Source organism: Sorangium sp. So ce302 (genome assembly GCF_051530145.1).
Taxonomy (GTDB): Bacteria; Myxococcota_A; Polyangia; order Polyangiales; family Polyangiaceae; genus Sorangium; species Sorangium cellulosum_B.
Genome location: NZ_CP150326.1, coordinates 5,537,486 through 5,558,897 on the forward strand (window position 1 = coordinate 5,537,486; position 21,412 = coordinate 5,558,897).

Here is a 21,412-nt window from a genome sequence, read left to right on the forward strand (position 1 = left end):
AGCTATGTTCGATGACGCGAATCGGTCAAGCGCGAGCGGTGCGAGAGCGGAGGGCGGCGCGCGCCACGGACCGTCATTGTCGCAGACCATGGAAGAGTGGTTGTTTCAGAGCAACCGCCCTTTCGGGTCGGGCGTAACGAGAGTTGCGCTGTGTGGCCCTGCCACGCGCGACGGAGCGCGGTGGCGCGGTGGCGCGGTGGTCACGGAGCCCAGGGCGCCCTCGAGAGATCGTTATCTCGCGATGTCGTCGCTGTCCTGCCATGCCGCGGCGTACGAGCTCGTCGCGCTCACGAGGCCGCCTCGGCCTCCGGCGGCGCGGGGACGGCCCCGGGCGTTGCCGGTCCTCGAGCGCTCGACTAGCGTGGCGCGGCTCTCCGGCGCGGGCGGCGCCGGGGCTCGGATACACGATGACGGTCCTCGGGCGCGCCTTGTTCTCCTTGCACCATCGCCTGGTCCACGTGCCGCGCGTGGGCCGCGTCGCGCGGGCGCTCGCCGCGCAGGTGGGCCCTGCGGCGTCGCTGCTCGACGTGGGCGCGGGCGACGGCACGGTCGCGCTGGAGGTCGCGCGCCTGGTCGGGGCGCTCCGCGTCGTCGGCGTGGACGTGAAGGCGCGTCCCGGGGCGGCGCTGCCGGTCATCGGCTATGACGGCGAGCGCCTCCCCTTCCCCGACGCGGCGTTCGAGGCGGTGCTCCTCTCCGACGTGCTGCACCACGCCGCGCGCCCCGGCGCGCTGCTCGCCGAGGCGCTCCGGGTCGCGTCGCGCGTCGTCGCGCTCAAGGATCACTTCCGGTTCGGCCCGGTCTCGGAGCGCGTGCTGCTCTGGATGGATCTCGCCGGCAACGCCGCGCCCGGCGTCGAGGTGCGGGGCACGTACTTCACGCCGGGCGAGCTCGTCGCGCTCGTGCGCGGCGCGGGTGGCCGCATCACCGGCCTCGAGTGGCCGCTCCGGATCCACGATCTGCCGTTCCGCCTCGTGACCCAGGATCGCCTCCAGTTCGCGGCGCGGATCGAGCGCCTGGCCGGGGGAATCGCGGGAACCGCGGGAGACGCGCGATGACGGAGCTCAGGTCGTTCGTCGTCGGCGGCGCCGGGTTCATCGGGAGCCACCTCACCGATCGCCTGGTCGAGCGCGGCCCCGTGACGATCTACGATAACCTCTCTGTCGGGCGCCGCGCGTTCGTGGCGTCGCACCTCGCCTCCGGTCGCGCGACGCTCGTCGAGGCCGACGCCCTCGATCTGGAGCGGCTCACCGAGGCCATGGCGGGCCACGACCTCGTCGTGCACCTCGCGGCGAACCCCGAGGCGCGCTGGGGGCTCGCGCGGACGCGGCTCGACCTCGATCAGGGCACCATCGCGACGTACAACGTGCTCGAGGCGATGCGACGGACGGCCGTCAGCCGGCTGATCTTCTCGTCCTCCGGGACGGTCTACGGCGACACCGCGCGTCGGTGCGCGGAGGGCGATCTCGGCGCCTTGCCCATCTCGCTCTACGGCGCGAGCAAGCTCGCGGGCGAGGCGCTCATCAGCGCCTACGTCGAGTGCTTCGGCCTCACGGCGTGGATCTACCGCTTCGGCAACGTCGTCGGGCCGCGCGGGACGCACGGCGCGGCGCTCGATTTCCTGAAGAAGCTGCGCGATCGGCGGACGGAGCTCGAGGTGCTCGGCGACGGGCGCCAGTCGAAGCCGTACCTCGATGTCCGGGACTGCGCGGAGGGGATCCTGTTCGGCTTCGACCAGGCCAGGGAGCGGCTCAACCTCTACAACCTCGCGCCCGAGGACGCGACGAGCGTCTCGCGCATCGCGGAGCTGTGCGTGGCGGCGTCGCCCTATCCGGAAGCGGTGATCCGGTATCAGGGAGGCGAGCGCGGCTGGCCTGGCGACGTGCCGCGATCGCGGATGGATCCCGGCAAGCTGGCGGCGCTGGGCTTCCGGGTGCGCCACACGAGCGACGAGGCGGTCCGGATGGCGGTGGAGGCGCTGGCGAGCGAGGTGTTCGGGGGCGAGCTGGCGCGACGAGCGCAGTGAGCGCGCCGCCGCCGCGCGGGTCGGCCGCGGTGGTAGACTCCACGCATGGCTGAGCTCACCCTCTATCTCGGGAACAGGACCTATTCATCGTGGTCGCTCCGGGCCTGGCTCGTCCTGAAGCAGGCTGGCGCCGATTTCGAAGAGGTGGTGATCCCTCTCCGGGCGCCCGGCACACGCACCCTGGAGATCCAGCGTTACTCTCCGTCGGGCAAGGTGCCGGCCCTGCAGCACGGGGCGCTCACGATCTGGGAGTCGCTCGCGATCGCCGAGTACGCGGCGGAGCTCTTCCCCGCGGCGAAGCTCTGGCCGGAGGCGCGCGACGCGCGCGCCGTCGCGCGATCGGTGAGCGCCGAGATGGCGAGCAGCTTCGCCGCGCTCCGCACCGCGCTGCCGATGAACGTGCGGCGGAAGATCCAGGGCGTGGCGATCACCGGCGCGGCGTCGCAGGACATCGCGCGCGTCCAGGCGATATGGAACGACTGCCGATCGCGCTTTGGGCAGGGAGGCGAGTTCCTGTTCGGGCGCTTCAGCGTGGCGGACGCGATGTACGCGCCGGTCGCGACGCGGTTCGACACGTACGGCGTCGAGCTCGACGCGGTCTCCCGGCGCTACGTGGCGTCGATCCTCGCGCTGCCCGCGATGCAGGCGTGGATCGCGAAGGCCAAGGAGGAGCCGCACATCATCGAGGAGTACGAGGCCATCGGCGTCGTGGGCATGTAACACGTCAACAAGTAACAAGTAAGTAGAGGCGAGCGCGGCCCACGCCTCGCTCGAGATCACCGGCGGCGCCGCACCACGAAGCGGCGGCCGGCGACGGAAGGCGCTAGGCCCGGACATGCCGCACGAACTCGACCTCATCCTCACGATCACGGGCGGGCTCACCGCAGCCTTGGCGCTCGGCTTCGTCACCCAGCGCCTGAGGCTATCCCCCATCGTGGGCTACCTGCTGGCCGGCATCCTCGTCGGCCCCTTCACCCCGGGGTTCGTGGCGGACAAGCGGCTCGCAGACCAGCTCGCGGAGATCGGGGTCATCCTGCTGATGTTCGGCGTCGGCATGCAGTTCCACGTCCGCGAGCTCCTCGCCGTGCGCAAGGTCGCCGTGCCCGGCGCCCTCATCCAGATCGCGGTCGCCACGGCGCTCGGTGCCATGGTCGGCCGCGCCGCGGGCTGGACGTGGGGCGCGGCGGTCGTCTTCGGCGTCGCCATCTCGGTGGCGAGCACCGTCGTGCTCACGCGGGTCCTCAGCGACAACGACGTCCTGCACACCCCCGCTGGCCACCTCGCCATCGGCTGGCTCGTGCTCGAGGACGTCTTCACCGTGCTGGTGCTCGTGCTGCTCCCTGCCGTGATGGGCGAAGCCGCGGGCGCGGGCGCGGCGGGCGTCGCCGCGTCCGTGGGGATCGCGATCCTCAAGCTCTCCGGGCTCGTGGCGTTCGTCTTCATCGTCGGACAGCGCTTCATCCCCGCGCTGCTGGGGTACGTGGCGAAGACCGGCTCGCGGGAGCTCTTCACGCTGACGGTGCTCGTCGTCGCGCTCGGAGTCGCCGTGGGCTCGGCCATGCTCTTCGGATCGTCGATGGCGCTCGGCGCCTTCCTCGGCGGCCTCGTCGTCGGCCAGTCCGACTTCAGCTCGCGCGCCGCGTCGGAGGCGCTCCCGATGCGCGACGCGTTCGCCGTGCTGTTCTTCGTCTCGGTGGGGATGCACCTCGACCCGGCGCAGCTCGCCGTGGGCTGGCAGCTGGCCGCGGGGACGCTCGCGGTGGTGCTGATCGGCAAGCCGCTCGCCGCGCTCGCGGTGACGGTGCTGCTCCGCCGCCCCCTCCAGACCGCCTTCGCCGTGGCCCTCTCGCTCGCGCAGATCGGGGAGTTCTCGTTCATCCTCGCGGCGCTCGGCAAGAAGCTCGGTGTCCTGCCGGTCGAGGCCGAGCAGGCGCTCGTCGTCGCCGCCATCGTGTCGATCACGCTGAACCCGGTGCTCTTCGGCGTCCGCGATCGCCTCGCGCGATGGACGTCCGCGCTCTTCCAGCGGCGCGACGCCGCCCTCGCGGAGGCCGAGGCCGCTTCGCTGGACGAGCACGCCCACCGCACCGTCGTGGTGGGCTACGGCCCTGTCGGGAAGACGCTGACGCGGCTGCTCCGTGAGAACGGCATCGCGCCGACCGTCGTCGAGCTGAACCTCGACACGGTGAAGCAGCTGCAGGACCAGGGCATCCGCGCGATCTACGGCGACGCCACGCAGCGGGAAATCCTCGAGCGGGCCGGGGTCGGGACGGCGGACAGCCTGCTGTTCACGGCGGCCGGCGCGCCCGGGGACGGGGTGATCGAGCAGGCGAAGGGCGTGAACCCGCGGCTGTTCGTCCTCGCCCGCGCCTTCTACCTGCGCGAGGTGACCGCGCTGAAGAAGGCGGGCGCGGACGTCGTGGTGACCGGCGAGGCGGAGGTCGCGTTCTCGATGACCGAGCGCCTCCTCGTGCGGCTGGGCGCGACGTCCGAGCAGCTCGAACGCGAGCGCGATCGCGTCCGGAGCGAGCTCTTCGGCAGCGGCTCACCAGGGCCTCGCCCCGCGGTGCACGACGCCTGACCCCGCGGCGGGCGTGCGCCGCGCCCGCGGCCCCGGCGCTCCCGAGCGGGGCGCAGGTTCACTTCGACTTGCCGAGCCAGCTCACCCCGCCCACGACCAGCGTGAGCCCGACGACCTGCTGCCACGTGGCCGGCTCGCCCAGGATGACCCACGAGAAAGCGATCGTGAGCACCGGGCCCAGCGTCGAGAACGTCGCCGCGCGGCCCGCGCCGAGACGCCGGATGGCGGCGGCGAGCAGCACGATGGGGAGCACCGTGCTGATCGTCGCCATCGCCGCCGCGTACCCCCACACCGACGCCGGGAGCTCGCCCAGCCTGACCGGGCTCCCCGTCGCCGCGTAGTGCGCGAGCACCATCAGGCACGAGGCCGCCCCGCAGTACGCGGCGAGGCGCGTCGAGCCGACCCTGGAGGCGAGCTTGCCGACGCCGATGTAGTAGAGCGCGTAGGTCACCGAGCTCGCGAACACCCACGCTCCGCCGATGGCGACGGCCCGCACGTCCCCGGATTGCTCGAGATCGTGCCAGACGGCCGCCCCAAGCCCGAGATAACACACGGCGAGCGCTCCCCAGGCCTTGCCGTGCACGGGCTGCTTCAGCCACACCGCGCCGATCAGGAGGACGAGCGTCGGATACACGAACAGGATCAGACGCTCGAGGCCGGTGCTGATGTACGTGAGCCCGATGAAGTCGAACAGGCTGGAGAGGTAATATCCTAGGAACCCGACGATCAGCACACCTCCCCAGAGGCGAGGCGTCAGGGGCCCTTCGGCCGCGCCGCGCTCCCTGCGGGCGAGCCACAGGAAGAACGGCAGCGCGATGCCCATCCGCAGCGCGAGCAGCGTCACCGCGTCGACGGGGTGCGCGGCGTAGGCGAGCTTCACGAAGATCGCCTTGAGCGCGAACGTCGCCGCCGAGAGGACGGCGAACGTCCGGCCGTCGTCGAGGAGGCCGGTCCGGATCTCGCCCGTCAACGCGCCCACGCTCTCATGAGGGGACATCACATCTGCTTCTCTGCTCTTCACCAGGCTCGCTCCGCCAGGGGACCGGACATCGTCGCCGACAGCCCGCCTCCGGGCCGGCGCGCTCCTCCGCGGGAGGCGCACCGGCATTGCGCGCAGGAGCGCGCGTTTGCCACCGCACGAGACTGCCTCGGGGTGAGGCGGGCACATTCCACGTAGAGGACGATCTCCTGCTTGGGTAGCGGTCTCGACCTCTCGGGCGCCGGCCTCTCGGGACGCCAGATCGCGCCGCGCTCCCCGGGAGCCTTGGGCTAAGCTCCCGTCTCCCATGACGTCTCCTGCTGGCCCAGGCACCGCCGCGCGCGCTCACGGCGGCGGCGCGCTCGCCTCGTCCGGCGCGCCGCCCGCGCCACCCGTGAAGCGGCCGCGCGCGCCGATCGCGCAGGAGCCCTCCGGCGTCCACCAGCTCGGCGGCTCGTTCCTCCAGATCGCCGCCACGGTGGGCGGCATGGCCGTGCTCGCGGGCAAGATCGCGGCGCGCGTGGCCACGCTCCGCGTCGACGGCGCCGAGTTCATGCGCAACCTCTACCGGATGGGCGTCAAGTCGATGCCCATCGTCGTCGTGACCGCCCTCTTCACCGGCGCGATCATGGTCATCCAGGCGGCGCCGCTGGTCGAGCGCTTCGGCGCGCACGGCCTGCTCGGCTGGGGCGCCGGCTTCGGCACGCTCCGTGAGATCGCCCCGCTGCTCACGGCGCTCATGATCAACGGCCGCGTCGGCGCCAACAACACCGCCGAGCTCGGCACCATGGTCGTCACCGAGCAGATCGACGCCCTCCGCGTCCTCGCGATCGACCCGGTGAGCTTCCTCATCGCCCCGCGCTTCCTCGCGATGGTGCTGACGCTGCTCCTCTCGGTGATCTTCGCCGACGCGCTCGCCCTGCTCGGCGCCGCGCTGACCGGCGACCTCCTCCTCGGCGTCGCCCCGGCCGTCTTCTACAACGGCCTCACGAGCGGGCTGCTCGACATCGGCGACGTCATGAGCGGCCTCGTCAAGAGCGTCGTCTTCGGCGTCGTGCTCGCGCTCTCGAGCTGCCAGTACGGCCTCGGCGTGACCGGCGGCGCGCCCGGCGTCGGCCGCGCCGTCAACGCGACCGTCGTCGCCTCGGCCGCCGGCATCTTCATCCTCGACTACTTCGTCTCGTTCACGCTCGACTGATCGGCGGCGCCGCGCATGCCCTCCCCGGACAAGAGCTCCTCCGACCGCCCGAGCGCCGGCCCGCCCTCGAGCGAGCTCAGGGATCTCGCGCCGGAGGCGTCCGGCGTCGCCGCGATCGGCGCCGCCGCGCTGTCCCTCTTCCAGTCGGCGCGCGAGCTCTACTCGGTATTTGTAAGGACGCTTTACTACTGCGCGAAGGGGCGCCGCGAGCCGGGCGCGGTGCTCCAACAGATGTACGAGATCGGCAACAAATCGCTGTTCTTCCTGACGGTCGTGATGGGCTTCATCGGGATGATCATGGTCTTCCAGGCCGGCCAGCAGGCGAAGCGGGTCATCCCGGATCTGACCATGCTCGGCGCGACGTACCTCGAGCTGCTCGTCCGCGATCTCGCCGCGTCGATCGCCGCGCTGATGCTCGCCACGCGGGTCGGCGCGGGCATCGCCGCCGAGATCGGCTCGATGGTGGTGACCGAGCAGGTCGACGCCCTCCGCATGTGCGCGGCCGATCCGATCGACTACCTCATCAAGCCGCGGTTCATCGCGAGCCTCCTCATGACGACGTGCCTCATCGTCTGGAGCGCCGCGGTCTCCTTCACCACCGGGATGGTCACCGCGTACAGCATGTTCGATGTCAGCCCCGAGACGTTCATGAACGTCAGCCTCGTCGACGCCGGTGATCTCGCGACCGGCCTCGCGAAGTGCGTGGCCTACGGCGCCGCGATCCCGGTGGTCTCCGGCCACTCCGGGCTGTCGACGTTCGGCGGCAGCGAGGGCGTGGGCTGGGCGACGACGCGCGCGGTCGTGAACTCCTCGCTCGCGGTCATCGTGCTCAACATGCTGATCTCGGCGGCCGCTTTCCTGATCTTCCGCTAGGCGGGCGGCCCCGCCGCGCCGCGCCTCACTCGATCGGCCCCTCGGCGCTGCCGGTGATGAACTGCTGCACGACCGGATCCGGCGAGCCCTGGAACGCCGCGCGATCCCCGAGCAGGCGCACCAGACCTTGATAGAGCATGACGACGCGGTCGGCGATCGTGAAGATGCTCACGAGGTCGTGGCTCACGACGATGCTCGTCACGCCGAGCGTGTCGCTGAGCTCGCGGATCAGCTTGTCGACGCGCCGCGCGCTCACCGGGTCGAGGCTCGTGGTCGGCTCGTCGAAGAGCACGTAGCGCGGGTCGAGCGTGAGCGCGCGGGCGATGGCGACGCGCTTGCGCATCCCGTCGCCGAGCTCCGGCGGGAAGCGGTCCCCGAACTCGCGCATATGCACCTGTTCGAGCCGCTTCCGCGCCTCCGCGAGCGCCTCCTTCGGCCTGAGCCCCTTGTGCTTGCGGAGCGGGAGCGCGACGTTCTCGGCGCACGTCATCGAGTCGAACAGCGTCGAGTGCTGGAACACCATCGCGCACTTCATCCTCACCGGGTACATCCGGGCCTCGTCGAAGCGGCTCACCTCCTCTCCGTCCAGCCAGATCTCCCCGCCGTCCGGATAGAGCAACCCCACGAGGTGCTTGATGAGCACGCTCTTCCCGACCCCCGACTGCCCGATGATGAAGAACACCTCGCCGTCCTCGACGTCGAACGAGACATCCTTGAGGACATCTTTGGGGCCAAAGGATTTTCGGACATTTCGGAACGAAATCATCGCGGTCTGGGGATAGTGGATAGAGGAGAGAAGCGGAGAAAAGCGAGACGAGACGAGACGAGACGAGACGAGACGAGACGAGGAGAAGCGAAGAAACGAGCAGAACGAAGAGAAGCGCGGTTGCGTCAAAGCAATGGCTGCGCGAAGCGTCACGCCGCCCGCTGGAATATCGCGCTGCGGCAGGTGGATCCTGGCCTATTTCCCTCCCCCGGCCGCCGCCAGATCGGAGAAGATAACGAACTCATGGCAAGCCCGCGATCGATCGAGGTCAAGGTCGGGATCCTCATCCTGACGGCGCTCGGGCTCCTCGCCACGTTCATCCTCGTGATGGGCGGGGTCAACTTCCAGCCGAAGTACTCGATCTACGTCGAGTTCGACAACCCGGGCGGCCTCCAGACCGGGGCGCCGGTGAAGATCGCCGGCGTGGAGATCGGCAAGCTGAGCGAGATCCACTTCAGCGGCGGCAAGCTCGGCAAGGACGGCAAGCGCGAGCCGCTCGTGCGGATCCAGCTGCGCCTCGAGGAACGCTACCAGCAGAGCATCCACGACAACGCCACGTTCTACGTCACCACGCAGGGCGTGCTCGGCGAGCAGTTCCTCGCGATCGAGCCCGGCTCGACCGATCGGCCGGTGATCCCGCCGAACGCCGTCGTCCGGGGGCTCGATCCGCCGCGCCTCGACATGCTGCTCGCCGAGGGATACGAGCTCCTGCACGCGACGGTCTCGGCGATGCGCGAGCACCGCGAAGAGGTCGGGGAGGCGTTCGACGGGCTCCGGAAGACGCTGAAGGGCACCGGCGACTTCATGCACCGAAACCAGGATCGGCTCGATCGCATCGCCGAGAATGTCGAGCAGATGAGCGTCGACGGCACCGATCTCGTGAAGGACGCCCGGCAGCGGTACGTGAACAACCCGCAGATCGACCGCATCCTCGCGAACACCGATCAGCTGACCGGGACGGCCGCGCGCGATCTGCCGCCGCTCATGGCGGACGCGCGCGAGACGCTGGCGAACGCGCGCCGCCTCTCGACGACCGTGGGCGGCGAGACCGAGCAGGTCAAGATCAGGAAGACGCTCGACGACATCGCCGAGATCGCGGGCAGGGCGAGGGCTGCGACGGCCGACGCCCAGGAGGTCCTCGCCCACGTGAAGCGCGGCAAGGGGACGGTCGGCGCGCTCGTGATGGATGAGCAGCTGTTCGACGACCTGCAGGAGCTCGCGCGAGACCTCAAGCACAACCCCTGGAAGTTCTTCTGGCGCGAGTGAGCGGCGCCGCGCGCGTCCTGCAGGGCGCGCGACCGCGCTCCGCGCGCCGGGCCGATGACCCGGGCGTGAGCGCGATGTACGTCCGTGGGCCGTCGGGTCCCCGTCGGCCCTGACGGCCGCTCAGGCCAGCTTGACCAGCGGGGCGCCTTCCGTGACGGCGGCCCCCTCGGTGACGAGGATCTCCTCGACCGTCCCCGCTTCCTCAGCCTCGACGGGCATCTCCATCTTCATGGACTCGAGGATGACGACGACGGTCCCCTCTTCGACCTCGTCGCCCGGCTTGACCTCGATCTTCCAGACCGTACCGGTGATGTGCGCCTTGATGACGTTCGCCATGGGCGCGCGACGCTACCGGAGAGCCACAGAGAATCCAACGGGGCCGTGGTGAGCGACGATGCCCGCCATCGGGCGGCCCCTTCTTCCATCATGCCCTGGGCGCCCTCCGCGACGGACCAGTTCGTCCGGCGACGGCGCAGGCGCGCGCTGACAACCGGGGGGAACGGAGGTGAATCAAGGAGGACCAAGGAGGACCAAGGGGAACCGAGGGCACGCGAGCTGACCGAGGTGACCTCGGTGACCGAGGTGAACACGTGGAGGTGAGGTGGAAGGGACGAAGCGCAACGATTTCCGCTGGTACCTGCGGTGCACCACGGCGATACTCTGGCTGGCGGCTCCGCGGCGCCTCGACATCACGAGGGTCGTGGCGTTCGCGAATAATTGCGTCAAAGCCGCTCTGCGGGTCACAATCGTCCTGCTCGGTGGCCCTCCGAGGGCGACCTGCAGGTCCCCGCACCGCCCCTTGGTAGCCCAACCGCACGCGCTCGATCGAAGGAGCCACGAGGTCATGTCGGAACAGAAGGAAAGCTCGGTCCTGTTCTCGCTCAAGGAGCTGATGAACCTCGAGGAGGATCGCATCAAGAGCGAAGAGGCCCAGAAGGCCGCCGCCGCCGCCGCCGCCGAGAAGGCGCGCGTCGAGGCCGAGCGCGCCGCGCGCGATGCCGAGGAGCAGCGCATCCGCACCGAGGAGGAGCGCCGTCGCAACGAGGAGCGCCGGTCCCGCGAGGAGGCGGCGCGGCTCGAGGCGATCCGGCAGGCCGAGATCGAGAAGGCGCGCGTCGAGGCCGAGCAGAAGGCGCGGCTCGAGGCGATGGCCGCGCAGCAGCACCACGAGCGCTCGCTCGCGGCGCTGCAGCAGGACGAGTCGAAGAAGAAGCTGCGCAAGCTCCTCATCGGCGGCGCCATCGCGAGCGTGCTGGTGATCGGCATCGTCACGGTCGTCGCCGTCGACTCGGCGCAGAAGAACGAGGCGCGCATCCAGGCCGAGGCCGCGAGGGCCCGCGAGCTCGAGGAGGCGAACAAGCGCCTCGAGGCGCAGTTCAAGGAGTCCGAGGGCAAGATGGCCGGGCTGCGCGATCAGCTCGCGACCGCCAAGGACGAGGCGACGCGCCTTGCCCTGCAGAAGCAGCTCGAGGCCGAGCAGCAGAAGCAGGAGCAGCTGCGCCGCGGCGGCGGCGGACGCCCGGCCGCGGGCGGCGCGCCGGCGAGCGGCGGCGGCGCCAAGGCGCCCTGCAACTGTGCCCCTGGCGATCCGCTCTGCAGCTGCCTCTGACGCGGAACGGGGTCCCCTGAATGGCAAACCACAGCTCGGTCAGGCAGAGAACGAGCCTCGGCGGCGGCTCGCTCGACGAGGCGCGCCGCAGGCTCGTCTTCCCGCTCGACTACGCGAACCTCGACGAGGCCAGGGCGGCGGCGACCCGCATCGCCCCCTCGATCGGCGTGCTCAAGGTCGGCCTGGAGCTGTTCGTTCGCGAGGGGCCGAGGGCGGTCGAGATCGGCAAGTCGCTCGGGCTCGATGTCTTCCTCGATCTGAAGCTGCACGACATCCCCGAGACGGTGGCGCGGGCCGTGGCGAGCGCCGCCGCGCTCGGGGTCCGGTACCTGACGGTGCACGCCGCCGGCGGCGCCGAGATGCTGAGGCGCGCGGCCCACGAGGCGGCGCGCTCTCAGGACATGATCCTGCTCGCCGTCACCGTGCTCACGTCGCTCGACGACGGCGATCTCGCCGCGCAGGGCGTGCAGGGGAGCGCGTCCGAGCACGTGGTCCGGCTGGCGCAGCTCGCGCGCGGCGCCGGCGTCCACGGGTTCGTCGCCTCGCCGCACGAGGTCCCCGCGCTGCGGGAGGCGCTCGGGCGGGGCGAGCTCATCGTGACGCCGGGCATCCGCCTCGGTCCAGGCGCAGGCAGCACACAAGGCGATGATCAGAAGCGCATCGCCACGCCCTCGGCCGCGATCTCGGCCGGCGCAGATCTCCTCGTGGTCGGCCGCCCGATCCGCGACGCGGCCGATCCGCTCGCCACGGCGCGCTCGATCGTCCAGGAGATCGCGCACACGCTCCACCCTCCGCGCCCGTGAGCCGCCTCGTCTACGGTCTCCAGCCGGTTCGTGAGGCGATCCGCGCGCACGGAGCGCGCGTCGGATGGGTCCTCGTCCAGCGCGACGGCGGCCCGAAGCTCGACGCGCTCGCGCGCCTCGCGGAGGGCCAGGGCATCCCGACCGAGCGCGCGCCCCGCAACGAGCTCGATCGCCGCAGCGCCGGCGGGCGCCACCAGGGGGCCGTGGCCTCGGCGCCCGAGCTCCAGATCGTCGGTGTCGACGAGATCCCGGTCGTCGAGGAGGGCCAGCCCGGCGCCGGCACGATCACGGTGGCGCTCGACGGCGTCATGGACCCGCAGAACTTCGGCGCGGTGATCCGCAGCGCCGTCGCCCTGGGCGCCCGGGCCATCCTGTGGCCCGAGCACAGCTCGGCGCCGCTCACCCCGGCGACCTTCCGTGCGTCCGCGGGCGCGATCGAGCACGCGAGGCTGTGCCGCGTCCCCTCCTTGCCCGACGCCCTGGAGGCGCTCGCCGCCCGAGGCGTCGCCGCGATAGCGCTCGACGCCCAGGGTCCGGTGGAGCTCGGCGAGCTGCCCCTGACCGGCCCTGTCGCGATCGTCATCGGCGCCGAGGACAAGGGCACGCGCCGCTCGGTCCGCCGCGTCTGCCAGCACGTCGCCCGGCTCCCCATGACCGGCCCCATCGCCTCGCTGAACGCCTCGGTCGCAGGGGCGATCGCGCTCTACGAAGTCGTCCGGCAGCGCCGCGCATCGAGCGCGTAGCCGGACAGCGCGCTCGGCCTCTCGCGGCGCGCCTCCAGGTCCCGGTCACCAGCGCGCTCGCGCGCCGCGACGTGGCCTGGCAGCACCACCGCGCGTCGAGCGCGAGCTCATCCGAGAGCTGGCCTGGACGGCCCTCGATCGATGCGTCCGGAGCCGGCGTGATCGCGCGCCGCGAGGTCGCCGGGCGGCGCCGCAGGCCGACTCCTTACATCAAGAAAATTGACAACAAATTCGAATGGATACAACCAGAACCTGAAGCGAAGTCGAGCAGCTCGTCGAACGCTGAACAGGCTCACAGCAAGACGACCGATTCGATCCATTCAATGGATCGACCTAAAGAATCCACAGCCCCCTCGAAAAGCTCAATCGCTACGAAGAGATACCCCTGTGGACTCACCCTTCTCTGCGCGCTTATCCGGAATGGCTCGAGGGATGGTTCAAGAATCGACGGGTTCCCGGTAAGCGACGGGATCGGCTCAGCTTCCGGCTCGAAGCGATCGCAGGCGGGAGAGCACGCGGGCCACGCGGCGCGTGGCCTCGATGAGGTCGGCCTCGGCCGTGTCCTCGCCGATCGAGAAGCGCACGGCGGACGCCGCGCGCTCTGGCCCGAGCATCGCCGTGAGGACCGGGGAAGGCTCGGCGGTCCCGGCGCTGCAGGCCGATCCGCTGGACACGGCGACGCCCTCCAGGTCGAGCGCGGCGCAGAGCTCGTCGCCGCGCCAACCGGGCCAGGAGAGGTTCGTGATGTGGGGGGCGCGGTCGCCGTCCCCGTTGCGGATCGGCGCGGCGCCGGCCGCGCGCCCGATCTCGACGAGCTCGGCCTCGAGGCGATCGCGGAGCGGGGCGAGCGCTGCGTAGCGGGCAGGACCGCCGATCGCGCGCCGGGCGGCCACGGCGAAGCCGGCCGCGGCGAGCGGGTCCTGCGTCCCGGGCCGCAACCCGCGCTCCTGGGCGCCTCCGAGCAGGACGGGCCGGAGCCGGATGCCCGGCCGGACGGCGAGGGCGCCGATCCCCTTCGGCCCGCGGATCTTGTGGGCCGCGATCGACGCGAGATCCGCCCCGGCCCACGCCTCCGGCGGGAGGCGTCCCACCGCCTGGACGGCGTCCACATGGAGGCGCGCCCCGCGGGCGTGGACGATCGCCGCCGCCTCGGCGATCGGCTGGACGACCCCCGTCTCGTGGTTCACCGCCTGGAGGCTCACGAGCCGCACGGGCGCGACGGCCGCCGCTCGATCCACGGCGGCCGCGATCGCCTCCGGCGCGACCCGGCCGGACGGCTCGGGATCGATCCACGCGACGTGCACGCCGCGGCCGGAGAGCGCCTCGGCGGCGCGGGTCACCGACGGGTGCTCGATCCGCGAGACGACGAGCGACCCGGATCGCTCGTCGAACGCGTGGCAGAGCGCGAGGTTGTTGGCCTCGGTGCCGCCCGAGGTGAGGATCACGTCGCGCGCGTCGAAGCCCGTCAGCCGGGCGACCGCCTCCCGCGCCTGCTCGATGAACGCGCGCGCCCGACGCCCGGGTCCGTGGACGCTCGCAGGGTTGGCCCAGGCCACCTCCGCCGCGGACTGCATCGCCGCCAGGACCTCGGGGTGCGGCGGCGTCGTGGCGTTCCAGTCGAGGTAGATGGCGCGAGCGGCCGGGTGCATCAGATGGACGATGAGGGATCGGTGGGAGGCGACGAGGGCGGGCCGAGCCGACCGGGGGAGCTGCCATCGTCCTGGAAGGGCGCTCGCCGGGCGACCGTCAGGTAGAACGCGGCCCCGGTCAGCGTCTCCCCCTCGATGATCTCGTTGCTGGGAGACGCGACGCGCACGTCGCCGCCGAGCCCCCGGGCGGTGCGCCGCGCGATCGCGAGCCCGACGCCGACGCCGCCGTAGGCGCGCGTGGCCGAGCCGTCGACCTGGTAGAACGGCTCGAAGATGCGCGACTGGCGGTCCGCCTTGACCCCAGGCCCGGTGTCGGCGACGCAGAGCTCGTAGTGCCCCGACTGGAGCACGGTGACCCGCACGCCCGCGGTGCCGCCGGCCGGCGTGAACTTCGCCGCGTTCTCGAACAGCTGGATCATCGCCCGTTGCAGGCGGCCTGCGTCGCCCCACGCGGGGAGCGGGCCGCGCGGCAGCTCCTCGACGAGCTGGACCTTCCCCTCGGCGAAGCGGTCGGCGACCTGGGCGAGGGCGCGCCGCGTGGTGTCGAGGAAGTCGTACTCGGAGTGCATGAAGCGCATCCGGCCCGTCTCGATGCCGGTGACGTCGAGGAGGTTGTCGATGAGCGAGCGGAGCCTGCGGACGCAGTCCTCCATCGCGAGGAGCGCCTTTTTCTGCGCCTTGTTGAGCGGGCCGAGCTCCTCGTCGGCGAGCAGCTTCACGTACCCGACGATCGGGGTCATCGGGGTCGCGAGCTCGTGGGAGATGTTGCGGTAGAACTCGGTGCGCGCGGCGTCGAGCTCGCGGAGCCGGGCGTTGGCGCGCGAGAGCTCGGCCACCTTCTGCTCCAGGTGGGCGACGATGCGCTGGCTCTGCTCGCGCAGCCGGAGCGGCCCCTGGGACGCGGGGAGCTCCTCGCGCGCGCCGCTGAGGTAGCGGGCGATGATCGACGGGAAGGAGCGCGCGTCGATCGGCTTCTGGAGGAAGCCGTCACAGCCGACGGCGAGGCTCGTGTCCCGGTCGCCCTCCGCGGTGATCGCCACGATGGGGACGCCGGCGAGCGACGCCTCGCCGCGCAGGCGCAGGGTGACCTCGAATCCATCGAGGCCCGGGATGTTCAGGTCGACGAGGACGAGGTCGGGGTGCTGCGTACAGGCGAGACGTACCCCTTCGAGCCCGTCGGCGGCCTCTAGGACCTCGTAGCCCGCGTTCTGGAGCAGCTTGCGGACGAGCAGGCGGTTCGCGGGATCGTCCTCGATGTGAAGGATCTTCGACATGGGCTCTGCGTGCGCATAGTAGTCGCGATCGTGGGGGTTCAGGCACGTTCTGCGCGAACTTCCACCGCCTGGCCAGGCTGCGCGGGCGCGCGCAGCGCCGGGGCCGTCCGCTCGGAGCGCTCGTTTGCGGTGCGGGTTGCCAGGCTCGCGCCGAGCGGGTTGCCAGGCTCGCGCCCAGCGGGTTGCCAGGCTCGCGCCCAGCGGGTTGCCAGGCTCGCGCCGAGCGGGTTGCCAGGCTCGCGCCGAGCGGGTTGCCAGGCTCGCGCCGAGCGGGTTGCCAGGCTCGCGCCGAGCGGGTTGCCAGGCTCGCGCCGAGCGGGTTGCCAGGCTCGCGCCGAGCGGGTTGCCAGGCTCGCGCCGAGCGGGTTGCCAGGCTCGCGCCGAGCGGGTTGCCAGGCTCGCGCCGAGCGGGTTGCCAGGCTCGCGCCGAGCGGGTTGACGGAGCGACAGCGTCCCTTCAATACGGGGGCCGCCATGCTCGGCCCTTCCAGGTTCCACCGCGCCGCCGTCACGACGGCGCGCTGCCTTCCCTTCCCCGGGCGCTCCCGATGACGACCGCACACCAGCAAGAGAGCGAGGCTGCCGTCGCAGACGCCGGGGGTGGAGAGACCGCCAGTCTCCCGCTGCCGGACGCGCCGCGCAGCGCGGGCGACCCCCCGGCGAGCGCGGGAAGAGCAGCGCGCGCGCTGCCCGCGCGCCTCGCCTATGCGCTCGCGGCCCTCAGCGGGCTCTTCTACTTCCTCGGGTTTCCTGGGATGGATCTCTGGCCGATCTCGTTCTTCGGCCTCGTCCCCCTGATCGTCGCGCTGCGCGGACAGACGCCCAGGCGCGCGGCGCTGCTCGGCTGGATCGCCGGCTTCGTCATGACGATGACCGGCTTCTACTGGCTGCTCGAGATGCTGCGCGTGTTCAGCGGATTCCCCACGATCCTCTGCGCGCTCTTCATGGCCATCCTCTGCGGCTACCAGGCCGGGAGGATCGCCCTGTGCGGCTGGCTCTACGGGCGGGCCGAGGCGCGCGGATGGCCAGGCTCGGTGGCCTTCGCGCTCGCGTTCGTGACGAGCGAGCTCGTCTTTCCGCTGCTCTTCCCCTGGTACTACGGCGCCTCGGTCCACAACGCGCCGGTGATGGGCCAGGTCGCGGATCTCGGCGGCCCCTACCTCGTCGGCCTGGTGCTTGTCGCCGCGAACCTCGCGATCGCCGAGCTCGTGATGCTCCGGCTGGATCGCGCGAGCCCCGCGCCGGGCGAAGCCGGCCGCGACGCCGGCCCGCCGCGACGCGGTCGCCCGCTGAACCGCGCGGTCGTCGCGGTGGGGATCGCCGCCCCCGCCCTCGCCGCCGTGTATGGCGTCCTCCGGATCCGCGCCGTGGACGCGGCCGTCGCCGCGGCCGAGCCGATCAAGATCGGGATCGTCCAGCCGAACCTCGCGCTCTTCGACCGGCGGAACGCGCTCAAGATTCACGTGAGCCGGACCCGGGAGCTCGCGCAGCAGGGCGCGGAGCTCGTCGTGTGGAGCGAGGCGGGCGTGCCGCAAGCGTTCCGCGAGTCGGCCTACCAGCGCGAGGTCCAGCGGTCGCTCACGGGCCGCCTCGGCGTCCCCACGGTGGTCGGCACGGTCATCCACCGGCTGCCGGCCGACCGGAACGAGCGCGGCGTGAGCTTCAACACCGCGCTCATGGCCGGCAAGGACGGCGAGATCCTCGGTCGATACGACAAGCAGTACCTGCTCGCGTTCGGCGAGTACCTCCCGTTCGGCGAGCTGGTCCCGTACCTCTACAAGCTGTCGCCGAACTCGGGCCGCTTCAGCCCCGGCACGTCGCTCGCTCCGCTCGAGTGGGACGGCCACAGGCTCGCGACGATGATCTGCTACGAGGACATCCTGCCGCACTTCGTGAACAAGCTGGTCGCCCAGGGCGACCCCGACCTCCTCGTCAACCTCACGAACGACGCCTGGTTCGGCGACTCGACGGAGCCGTGGATCCACCTCGCGCTCGCGAAGATGCGCTCGATCGAGCACCGCCGCTACCTCGTGCGCGCGACGAACAGCGGCGTCTCCGCGATCGTCGACCCGGTCGGGCGGGTCGTCGCGCACAGCGACACGTTCAAGGAGCAGTCGCTCCTCGGCGAGGCCCGGTTCATGCGCGCGCAGACCGTCTACGGGACCGTGAAGGACATCCCCTGGTACGTCGCCGCGGTCGCGAGCGCCGCCATGGCGCTGTTCACGCGGCCGAAGCGCTGGCGGCTCCGGCGCGGCGAAGGCTGAGCCGCCCGCGCATTCGCGTGGCAAACGCCGACGCCGCGCGGCGGACGCTCGAGCGACCCAAGAGCGGCGGTCACCCGCACAGGAGACGGGCCCAGCTCGGCGTTTTCTGCGCGGAAGCGTACTCACGTACGCTGAGCACAGAAAACGTCGAGATGGGCCCGTATCCGAAGCGGGTGACCGTCGCTCTAGAGCTTCATCGCCTTTTTGAAGCGCTTCGCGTCGGCGAACATGTCGACGTTCGTGAACACGTACGTCGCGTCGTCGTGCTTCGCGCCGCGCGCGATCTCCGCGAGCCGCTCGATCGCCGGATCCTCGTAGCGCGACTTGTGCCCCGCGGGACCGTGCAGGCGGTAGTAGGCCACCTTCAGCCGCGAGAGCCCCGCGTTCAGCGGATCGCGCGCGGCGAGCGCGCCGACCTCCTGGGTGAGCTCGTCGCACTCGTCCAGATCCCACCCGGGCGGAGGCTCGAAGACGACGCGCTCGAAGCGCTTCTTCACGTTGACGAGGAAGTCGCGCAGGATGGCCTTGTTCGCGCGCGTCGGCGTGAACTCCGGGGGGCCGACGAAGACGGCGAGCTTCGCCTCGAGCTCATCCGCGACCGCCTCGATGCTCTTGAGCGCCGTCTCGATGACCTTGCCGTCCCGAAACCCCTCCTGCCCTATCTCGCGCGGACCGAGCAGGGCGAAGCGAAAGCCGCCTGGAGCTTCGCGCCGCCAGCGCCGGATCGTTCCAGGTCCCGGGAGGGACACATGGGTCTCCTGCACCTCCACGAACATGAACTCGCGGAAATAGCGCGTCGCTGGGACGGGAAAACCGGCGCAGCCGACGGTAATCATCGTCCCCACCCTAGCCCACGCGCGCGCTGGCGAGAAGCCAGACCGATGGATTTCTCGATCGGCTCGCCTGGGCGCCCAAACGATGACGCGGGGGCGCGAGGACGTAGTGGATGCCCGCTCACTCCTCCCTCCCCCTCGCGTCCCCCTCGCGCTGCGGCGCCGCTGGCTCGGAGCACGGGCGCGCAGGAGCGCCGTCGACCGCACCCGCGCCAGCGGCTTGCCCGAACGGCAGCGCGAGCGCCGCGGCGCTGCGATCGACCTTGCGCTGCAGGCGGGCCCGGCGGCGGGCCTGCGCGGGCTCGGGCTCCGCGGTGCCCTGGTCGGCCAGATCGAGGGCGCGGGCGAAGGAGCGCACGTGGTGCTCGTAGAGCTTCGCGAGCTCGAGGCGCACCGAGGGATCGTCGAGCTCGGCCGCGAGGGCCTCGTAGTCCGCGAGCGCCCGCGCCTTGTCCCCGCGCGCCTTGGCGATGTCGCCGCGCGCCCGCCGCGCGACCGCGCCGCCGCCGCGCTCGACGGCCGCGTCCGCGAGCTCGGCCGCGCGCTCGAGCGCGCCCGCCCGCCGCAGCGTCGCGGCCGCCCCGGCGAGATCGCCGGCGGCGAGGCTGCCGAGCGGCTCGCCGTAGAGGCCGACCAGCGCGACCATCGCGAGGACGTCGGCGGCGTTGTGCTCGACGACGCCGAGCAGCGCCTCCTCGTCGCCGGTGCGCAGGAAGTGGGCGTAGCACGCGACGATCTCGCCGCCGGGCACGTCGCCGACGCGCACCCGGCCGAGCACGTCGTGCTCGAGGGCGATGAGGGTGCGGCTCTTCAGGCGGGCCTTGTGGATGCGGCGCGCGACGTGGACGAGATCGAGGTGCGGCAGCTCCGGCGGCGGCGGCAGGCGGTTCATCACGTAGCGCGTGCGCAGGAGCGGCATGTCGAACGCCTTGCCGTTGTACGTGACGATCATCGAGGCGTCGGCGAGGCGCTCGGCGAGGCGGCGCAGGATGGGCTCCTCCTCGCCGAGGCGGCGCAGGAGGAGCTGCTCCATGACGAAGCCGTCGGACGGAGGCTCGCCGAGCGGCCCCGCGCTGTCCGCCCCGGGGTCGAACCAGGCGAGGCCGATCAGGAACGGCACGGTGCCCGTGCCACCTGCGAGGCCCGTGGTCTCCGTATCGAGGAACAGCGCCCGCCGCACGTCGCAGCCGGCGAGCGCCGGATCGAGCGAGAGGAGCGCGAGCATGGCCGGGTCGGCGTCGCGCGCGGCGACGAGCGGCGCGCGGCCGACGCGGGCCGCCGCGAGCGAGCGGGTGCGGCTCGCATAGAGCGGCCCCCCGGGCGTCTGCTCGACATGGAAGGGGAGCTCGCCGCGCGCGGGATCGGCCCTGGGGGTCGGCGGCGCGCCCCGGGCGACGATGCGGGAGATGCGCTCGCGCAGATCATCGAGCGACGGTCGAGCAACGCCCGTCGAGGGCGATGCAGACGCCGCGGCCGGCGCCGCGTCGGTCGGAGCCGGCGCCGCGGCCGCCAGCGCGGGAGGAGCTTCGGAGGGGCCGACGCCGTCCACGGCGGGACCGCGATCGAGCGACGCCTGCTCGACGGCGAGCGGCGCAGCGCCGCGCCGCTCCGCCGGGAGCGGTCCGAGCCGCGCGAGCTTCGATTTGAACGACGTCATCGGCCGGTCGCGAGGTTTCCACGCCGGGCACTGCGCATCAAGTCAGTGATCCAGCGGATGCCGCGTCAGGGATCCTGGCCCGATTTCTGGCGCGCGGCGCTGGGACCGACGCCGAGCTTCGCCCGGATCGAGGCGAGCACCTCGTCGGCCTGCCGCTCGGTCGCGGCGCGATCGCCGGAGTTCTCGATGACGTAGTCGGCCATCGCGACCTTGCTGGCGAGCGGGAGCTGCGCGGCGAGCCGGGCGCGCACGTGGTGTTCGGTCGCGCCGTCCCGCGCCATCGCGCGGGCGATCTGGACCGCCTCGGGCGCAGCGACCACGACGAGCGGGCGGAACGCATCGGCGACCCCGTTCTCGACGAGGAGCGCCGCCTCGTAGCAGGCCAGCGGCTCACCCTGAGCCTGGAGCTCGGCGGCGCGCTCCAGCGTGAGCGCAGTGATGCGCGGGTGCACGATCGCGTTCAGCTGGCGGCGCTTGTCCGGATCGGCGAACACCACCGCTGCGACACGCGCGCGATCGAGCGAACCGTCCGGCGAGACCACCTCCGGGCCCAAGGCGCGCACCACCTCGTCGAGCCCCTCGGTACCCTTCGCCACCACCTCGCGGGCGAGCGCGTCGGCGTCGATGACCGGAAGCCCCCGCGCGCGAAAATGAGCCGCCACCGTGCTCTTGCCGGATCCCAGGCCGCCGGTGAGCCCGAACAGGACGATCCCCATGGCCGCCTCAGCCCCCTCCCTGGAGCGACCGGCACGCCTCTCCGCTGCCTGATCTCGACCCAGCATCACAACGCATCGCGTCAAAACCTACCTTTGTCGCCCCTGCGGTCGAGCGCGGCCGGCGTCGGAAGAAGGTGCGACCTGCGCCGGCGCCCACGTCTGCCCGGAGCGCCTG

The 21,412-nt window shown here is 71.8% G+C and carries 19 protein-coding genes; 11 read left to right on the forward strand and 8 right to left on the reverse strand.

Going from position 1 to position 21,412, the window contains the following annotated elements; all coding sequences use genetic code 11:
* Positions 1-407: 407 nt before the first annotated feature.
* The 4 genes from WME73_RS20935 (at position 408) to WME73_RS20950 (ending at position 4,607) form a co-directional block, all read left to right on the forward strand.
* Positions 408-1,058, forward strand: a complete 651-nt coding sequence (locus WME73_RS20935; RefSeq protein ID WP_437916867.1) for a class I SAM-dependent methyltransferase — start codon at positions 408-410, stop codon at positions 1,056-1,058.
* Positions 1,055-2,026, forward strand: a complete 972-nt coding sequence (locus WME73_RS20940; protein ID WP_437747179.1) for an NAD-dependent epimerase/dehydratase family protein — start codon at positions 1,055-1,057, stop codon at positions 2,024-2,026. The genes WME73_RS20935 and WME73_RS20940 overlap by 4 nt, the downstream gene beginning before the upstream one ends.
* 45 nt (positions 2,027-2,071) lie before the next feature.
* Positions 2,072-2,746 (forward strand): glutathione S-transferase family protein, encoded by a 675-nt coding sequence (locus tag WME73_RS20945; protein WP_437916868.1) that lies wholly within the window; start codon positions 2,072-2,074, stop codon positions 2,744-2,746.
* A gap of 115 nt (positions 2,747-2,861) precedes the next feature.
* Complete coding sequence (locus WME73_RS20950; RefSeq protein ID WP_437916869.1) at positions 2,862-4,607, forward strand: cation:proton antiporter; 1,746 nt, start codon at positions 2,862-2,864, stop codon at positions 4,605-4,607.
* Positions 4,608-4,665: 58 nt separating this feature from the next.
* Here the strand turns inward: WME73_RS20950 and WME73_RS20955 are convergent, their stop codons facing one another.
* Positions 4,666-5,604 (reverse strand): DMT family transporter, encoded by a 939-nt coding sequence (locus WME73_RS20955; RefSeq protein WP_437873080.1) that lies wholly within the window; start codon positions 5,602-5,604, stop codon positions 4,666-4,668.
* 289 nt (positions 5,605-5,893) lie between these two features.
* Between WME73_RS20955 and WME73_RS20960 the strand changes: the two genes are divergently transcribed.
* Both WME73_RS20960 and WME73_RS20965 read left to right on the forward strand, forming a co-directional pair.
* A complete protein-coding gene (locus WME73_RS20960; RefSeq protein ID WP_012236325.1) occupies positions 5,894-6,784 on the forward strand; it encodes an MlaE family ABC transporter permease in 891 nt (296 codons plus the stop codon).
* Positions 6,785-6,799: 15 nt separating this feature from the next.
* The gene (locus WME73_RS20965; protein WP_012236326.1) at positions 6,800-7,657 is read left to right on the forward strand and encodes an MlaE family ABC transporter permease; all 858 of its coding nucleotides are present in this window, start codon (positions 6,800-6,802) and stop codon (positions 7,655-7,657) included.
* A 25-nt stretch (positions 7,658-7,682) separates the two neighbouring features.
* On the opposite strand, the gene WME73_RS20970 is transcribed toward WME73_RS20965, so the two are convergent.
* Positions 7,683-8,423, reverse strand: coding sequence for an ABC transporter ATP-binding protein (locus WME73_RS20970; RefSeq protein WP_437747183.1), 741 nt, complete (start codon positions 8,421-8,423; stop codon positions 7,683-7,685).
* 243 nt (positions 8,424-8,666) lie between these two features.
* Here WME73_RS20970 and WME73_RS20975 point away from each other — a divergent pair, with 243 nt between their 5' ends.
* Positions 8,667-9,689 (forward strand): MlaD family protein, encoded by a 1,023-nt coding sequence (locus tag WME73_RS20975; protein ID WP_437747184.1) that lies wholly within the window; start codon positions 8,667-8,669, stop codon positions 9,687-9,689.
* A gap of 120 nt (positions 9,690-9,809) precedes the next feature.
* Here the strand turns inward: WME73_RS20975 and WME73_RS20980 are convergent, their stop codons facing one another.
* Positions 9,810-10,025 carry an acetyl-CoA carboxylase biotin carboxyl carrier protein subunit gene (locus WME73_RS20980; protein WP_012236329.1) on the reverse strand — a complete coding sequence of 72 codons (216 nt, stop codon included), beginning with the start codon at positions 10,023-10,025 and terminating at the stop codon, positions 9,810-9,812.
* 265 nt (positions 10,026-10,290) lie between these two features.
* On the opposite strand from WME73_RS20980, the gene WME73_RS20985 reads away from it, so the two are divergent.
* The 3 genes from WME73_RS20985 to WME73_RS20995 are packed head-to-tail and all read left to right on the forward strand — an operon-like array spanning position 10,291 to position 12,844.
* The gene (locus WME73_RS20985) at positions 10,291-11,298 is read left to right on the forward strand and encodes a hypothetical protein (RefSeq protein WP_437747185.1); all 1,008 of its coding nucleotides are present in this window, start codon (positions 10,291-10,293) and stop codon (positions 11,296-11,298) included.
* Positions 11,299-11,318: 20 nt separating this feature from the next.
* Complete coding sequence (gene pyrF, locus WME73_RS20990; protein ID WP_437747186.1) at positions 11,319-12,101, forward strand: orotidine-5'-phosphate decarboxylase; 783 nt, start codon at positions 11,319-11,321, stop codon at positions 12,099-12,101.
* Positions 12,098-12,844, forward strand: coding sequence for a TrmH family RNA methyltransferase (locus WME73_RS20995; RefSeq protein ID WP_437300742.1), 747 nt, complete (start codon positions 12,098-12,100; stop codon positions 12,842-12,844). The genes pyrF and WME73_RS20995 overlap by 4 nt, the downstream gene beginning before the upstream one ends.
* 476 nt (positions 12,845-13,320) lie before the next feature.
* Here WME73_RS20995 and WME73_RS21000 read toward each other — a convergent pair whose 3' ends face one another.
* Together WME73_RS21000 and WME73_RS21005 are read right to left on the reverse strand one after the other, a co-directional pair.
* Positions 13,321-14,493 (reverse strand): cysteine desulfurase family protein, encoded by a 1,173-nt coding sequence (locus tag WME73_RS21000; RefSeq protein WP_437916870.1) that lies wholly within the window; start codon positions 14,491-14,493, stop codon positions 13,321-13,323.
* The gene (locus WME73_RS21005; RefSeq protein WP_437803314.1) at positions 14,493-15,767 is read right to left on the reverse strand and encodes a hybrid sensor histidine kinase/response regulator; all 1,275 of its coding nucleotides are present in this window, start codon (positions 15,765-15,767) and stop codon (positions 14,493-14,495) included. The genes WME73_RS21000 and WME73_RS21005 overlap by 1 nt, the downstream gene beginning before the upstream one ends.
* A gap of 548 nt (positions 15,768-16,315) precedes the next feature.
* Here WME73_RS21005 and lnt point away from each other — a divergent pair.
* Complete coding sequence (gene lnt / locus WME73_RS21010; RefSeq protein WP_437916871.1) at positions 16,316-18,031, forward strand: apolipoprotein N-acyltransferase; 1,716 nt, start codon at positions 16,316-16,318, stop codon at positions 18,029-18,031.
* A 185-nt stretch (positions 18,032-18,216) separates the two neighbouring features.
* Here the strand turns inward: lnt and WME73_RS21015 are convergent, their stop codons facing one another.
* The 3 genes from WME73_RS21015 to coaE all read right to left on the reverse strand — a co-directional run bounded on the left by WME73_RS21015 (position 18,217) and on the right by coaE (position 21,237).
* Positions 18,217-18,867, reverse strand: coding sequence for a DUF72 domain-containing protein (locus tag WME73_RS21015; RefSeq protein WP_437747190.1), 651 nt, complete (start codon positions 18,865-18,867; stop codon positions 18,217-18,219).
* 118 nt (positions 18,868-18,985) lie between these two features.
* Positions 18,986-20,521: a ribonuclease H-like domain-containing protein gene (locus WME73_RS21020; RefSeq protein WP_437916872.1), complete on the reverse strand. Its 1,536-nt coding sequence runs from the start codon at positions 20,519-20,521 to the stop codon at positions 18,986-18,988.
* Positions 20,522-20,586: 65 nt separating this feature from the next.
* Positions 20,587-21,237 carry a dephospho-CoA kinase gene (gene coaE / locus WME73_RS21025; protein ID WP_437747192.1) on the reverse strand — a complete coding sequence of 217 codons (651 nt, stop codon included), beginning with the start codon at positions 21,235-21,237 and terminating at the stop codon, positions 20,587-20,589.
* Positions 21,238-21,412 lie beyond the last annotated feature (175 nt).

What these genes read in the sequence shown, in the direction of transcription:
- WME73_RS21020 (WP_437916872.1), bottom strand. Translation starts at nt 20,521, where the DNA reads ATGACGTCGTTCAAATCGAAGCTCGCGCGGCTCGGACCGCTCCCGGCG.
- WME73_RS20975 (WP_437747184.1), top strand. Translation starts at nt 8,667, where the DNA reads ATGGCAAGCCCGCGATCGATCGAGGTCAAGGTCGGGATCCTCATCCTG.
- WME73_RS20965 (WP_012236326.1), top strand. Translation starts at nt 6,800, where the DNA reads ATGCCCTCCCCGGACAAGAGCTCCTCCGACCGCCCGAGCGCCGGCCCG.
- WME73_RS21000 (WP_437916870.1), bottom strand. Translation starts at nt 14,493, where the DNA reads ATGCACCCGGCCGCTCGCGCCATCTACCTCGACTGGAACGCCACGACG.
- WME73_RS20960 (WP_012236325.1), top strand. Translation starts at nt 5,894, where the DNA reads ATGACGTCTCCTGCTGGCCCAGGCACCGCCGCGCGCGCTCACGGCGGC.
- WME73_RS20935 (WP_437916867.1), top strand. Translation starts at nt 408, where the DNA reads ATGACGGTCCTCGGGCGCGCCTTGTTCTCCTTGCACCATCGCCTGGTC.
- pyrF (WP_437747186.1), top strand. Translation starts at nt 11,319, where the DNA reads ATGGCAAACCACAGCTCGGTCAGGCAGAGAACGAGCCTCGGCGGCGGC.
- WME73_RS20980 (WP_012236329.1), bottom strand. Translation starts at nt 10,025, where the DNA reads ATGGCGAACGTCATCAAGGCGCACATCACCGGTACGGTCTGGAAGATC.
- WME73_RS20940 (WP_437747179.1), top strand. Translation starts at nt 1,055, where the DNA reads ATGACGGAGCTCAGGTCGTTCGTCGTCGGCGGCGCCGGGTTCATCGGG.
- WME73_RS21005 (WP_437803314.1), bottom strand. Translation starts at nt 15,767, where the DNA reads ATGTCGAAGATCCTTCACATCGAGGACGATCCCGCGAACCGCCTGCTC.
- lnt (WP_437916871.1), top strand. Translation starts at nt 16,316, where the DNA reads ATGACGACCGCACACCAGCAAGAGAGCGAGGCTGCCGTCGCAGACGCC.
- WME73_RS20950 (WP_437916869.1), top strand. Translation starts at nt 2,862, where the DNA reads ATGCCGCACGAACTCGACCTCATCCTCACGATCACGGGCGGGCTCACC.
- WME73_RS20955 (WP_437873080.1), bottom strand. Translation starts at nt 5,604, where the DNA reads ATGTCCCCTCATGAGAGCGTGGGCGCGTTGACGGGCGAGATCCGGACC.
- WME73_RS20970 (WP_437747183.1), bottom strand. Translation starts at nt 8,423, where the DNA reads ATGATTTCGTTCCGAAATGTCCGAAAATCCTTTGGCCCCAAAGATGTC.
- WME73_RS20945 (WP_437916868.1), top strand. Translation starts at nt 2,072, where the DNA reads ATGGCTGAGCTCACCCTCTATCTCGGGAACAGGACCTATTCATCGTGG.
- WME73_RS21015 (WP_437747190.1), bottom strand. Translation starts at nt 18,867, where the DNA reads ATGATTACCGTCGGCTGCGCCGGTTTTCCCGTCCCAGCGACGCGCTAT.
- coaE (WP_437747192.1), bottom strand. Translation starts at nt 21,237, where the DNA reads ATGGGGATCGTCCTGTTCGGGCTCACCGGCGGCCTGGGATCCGGCAAG.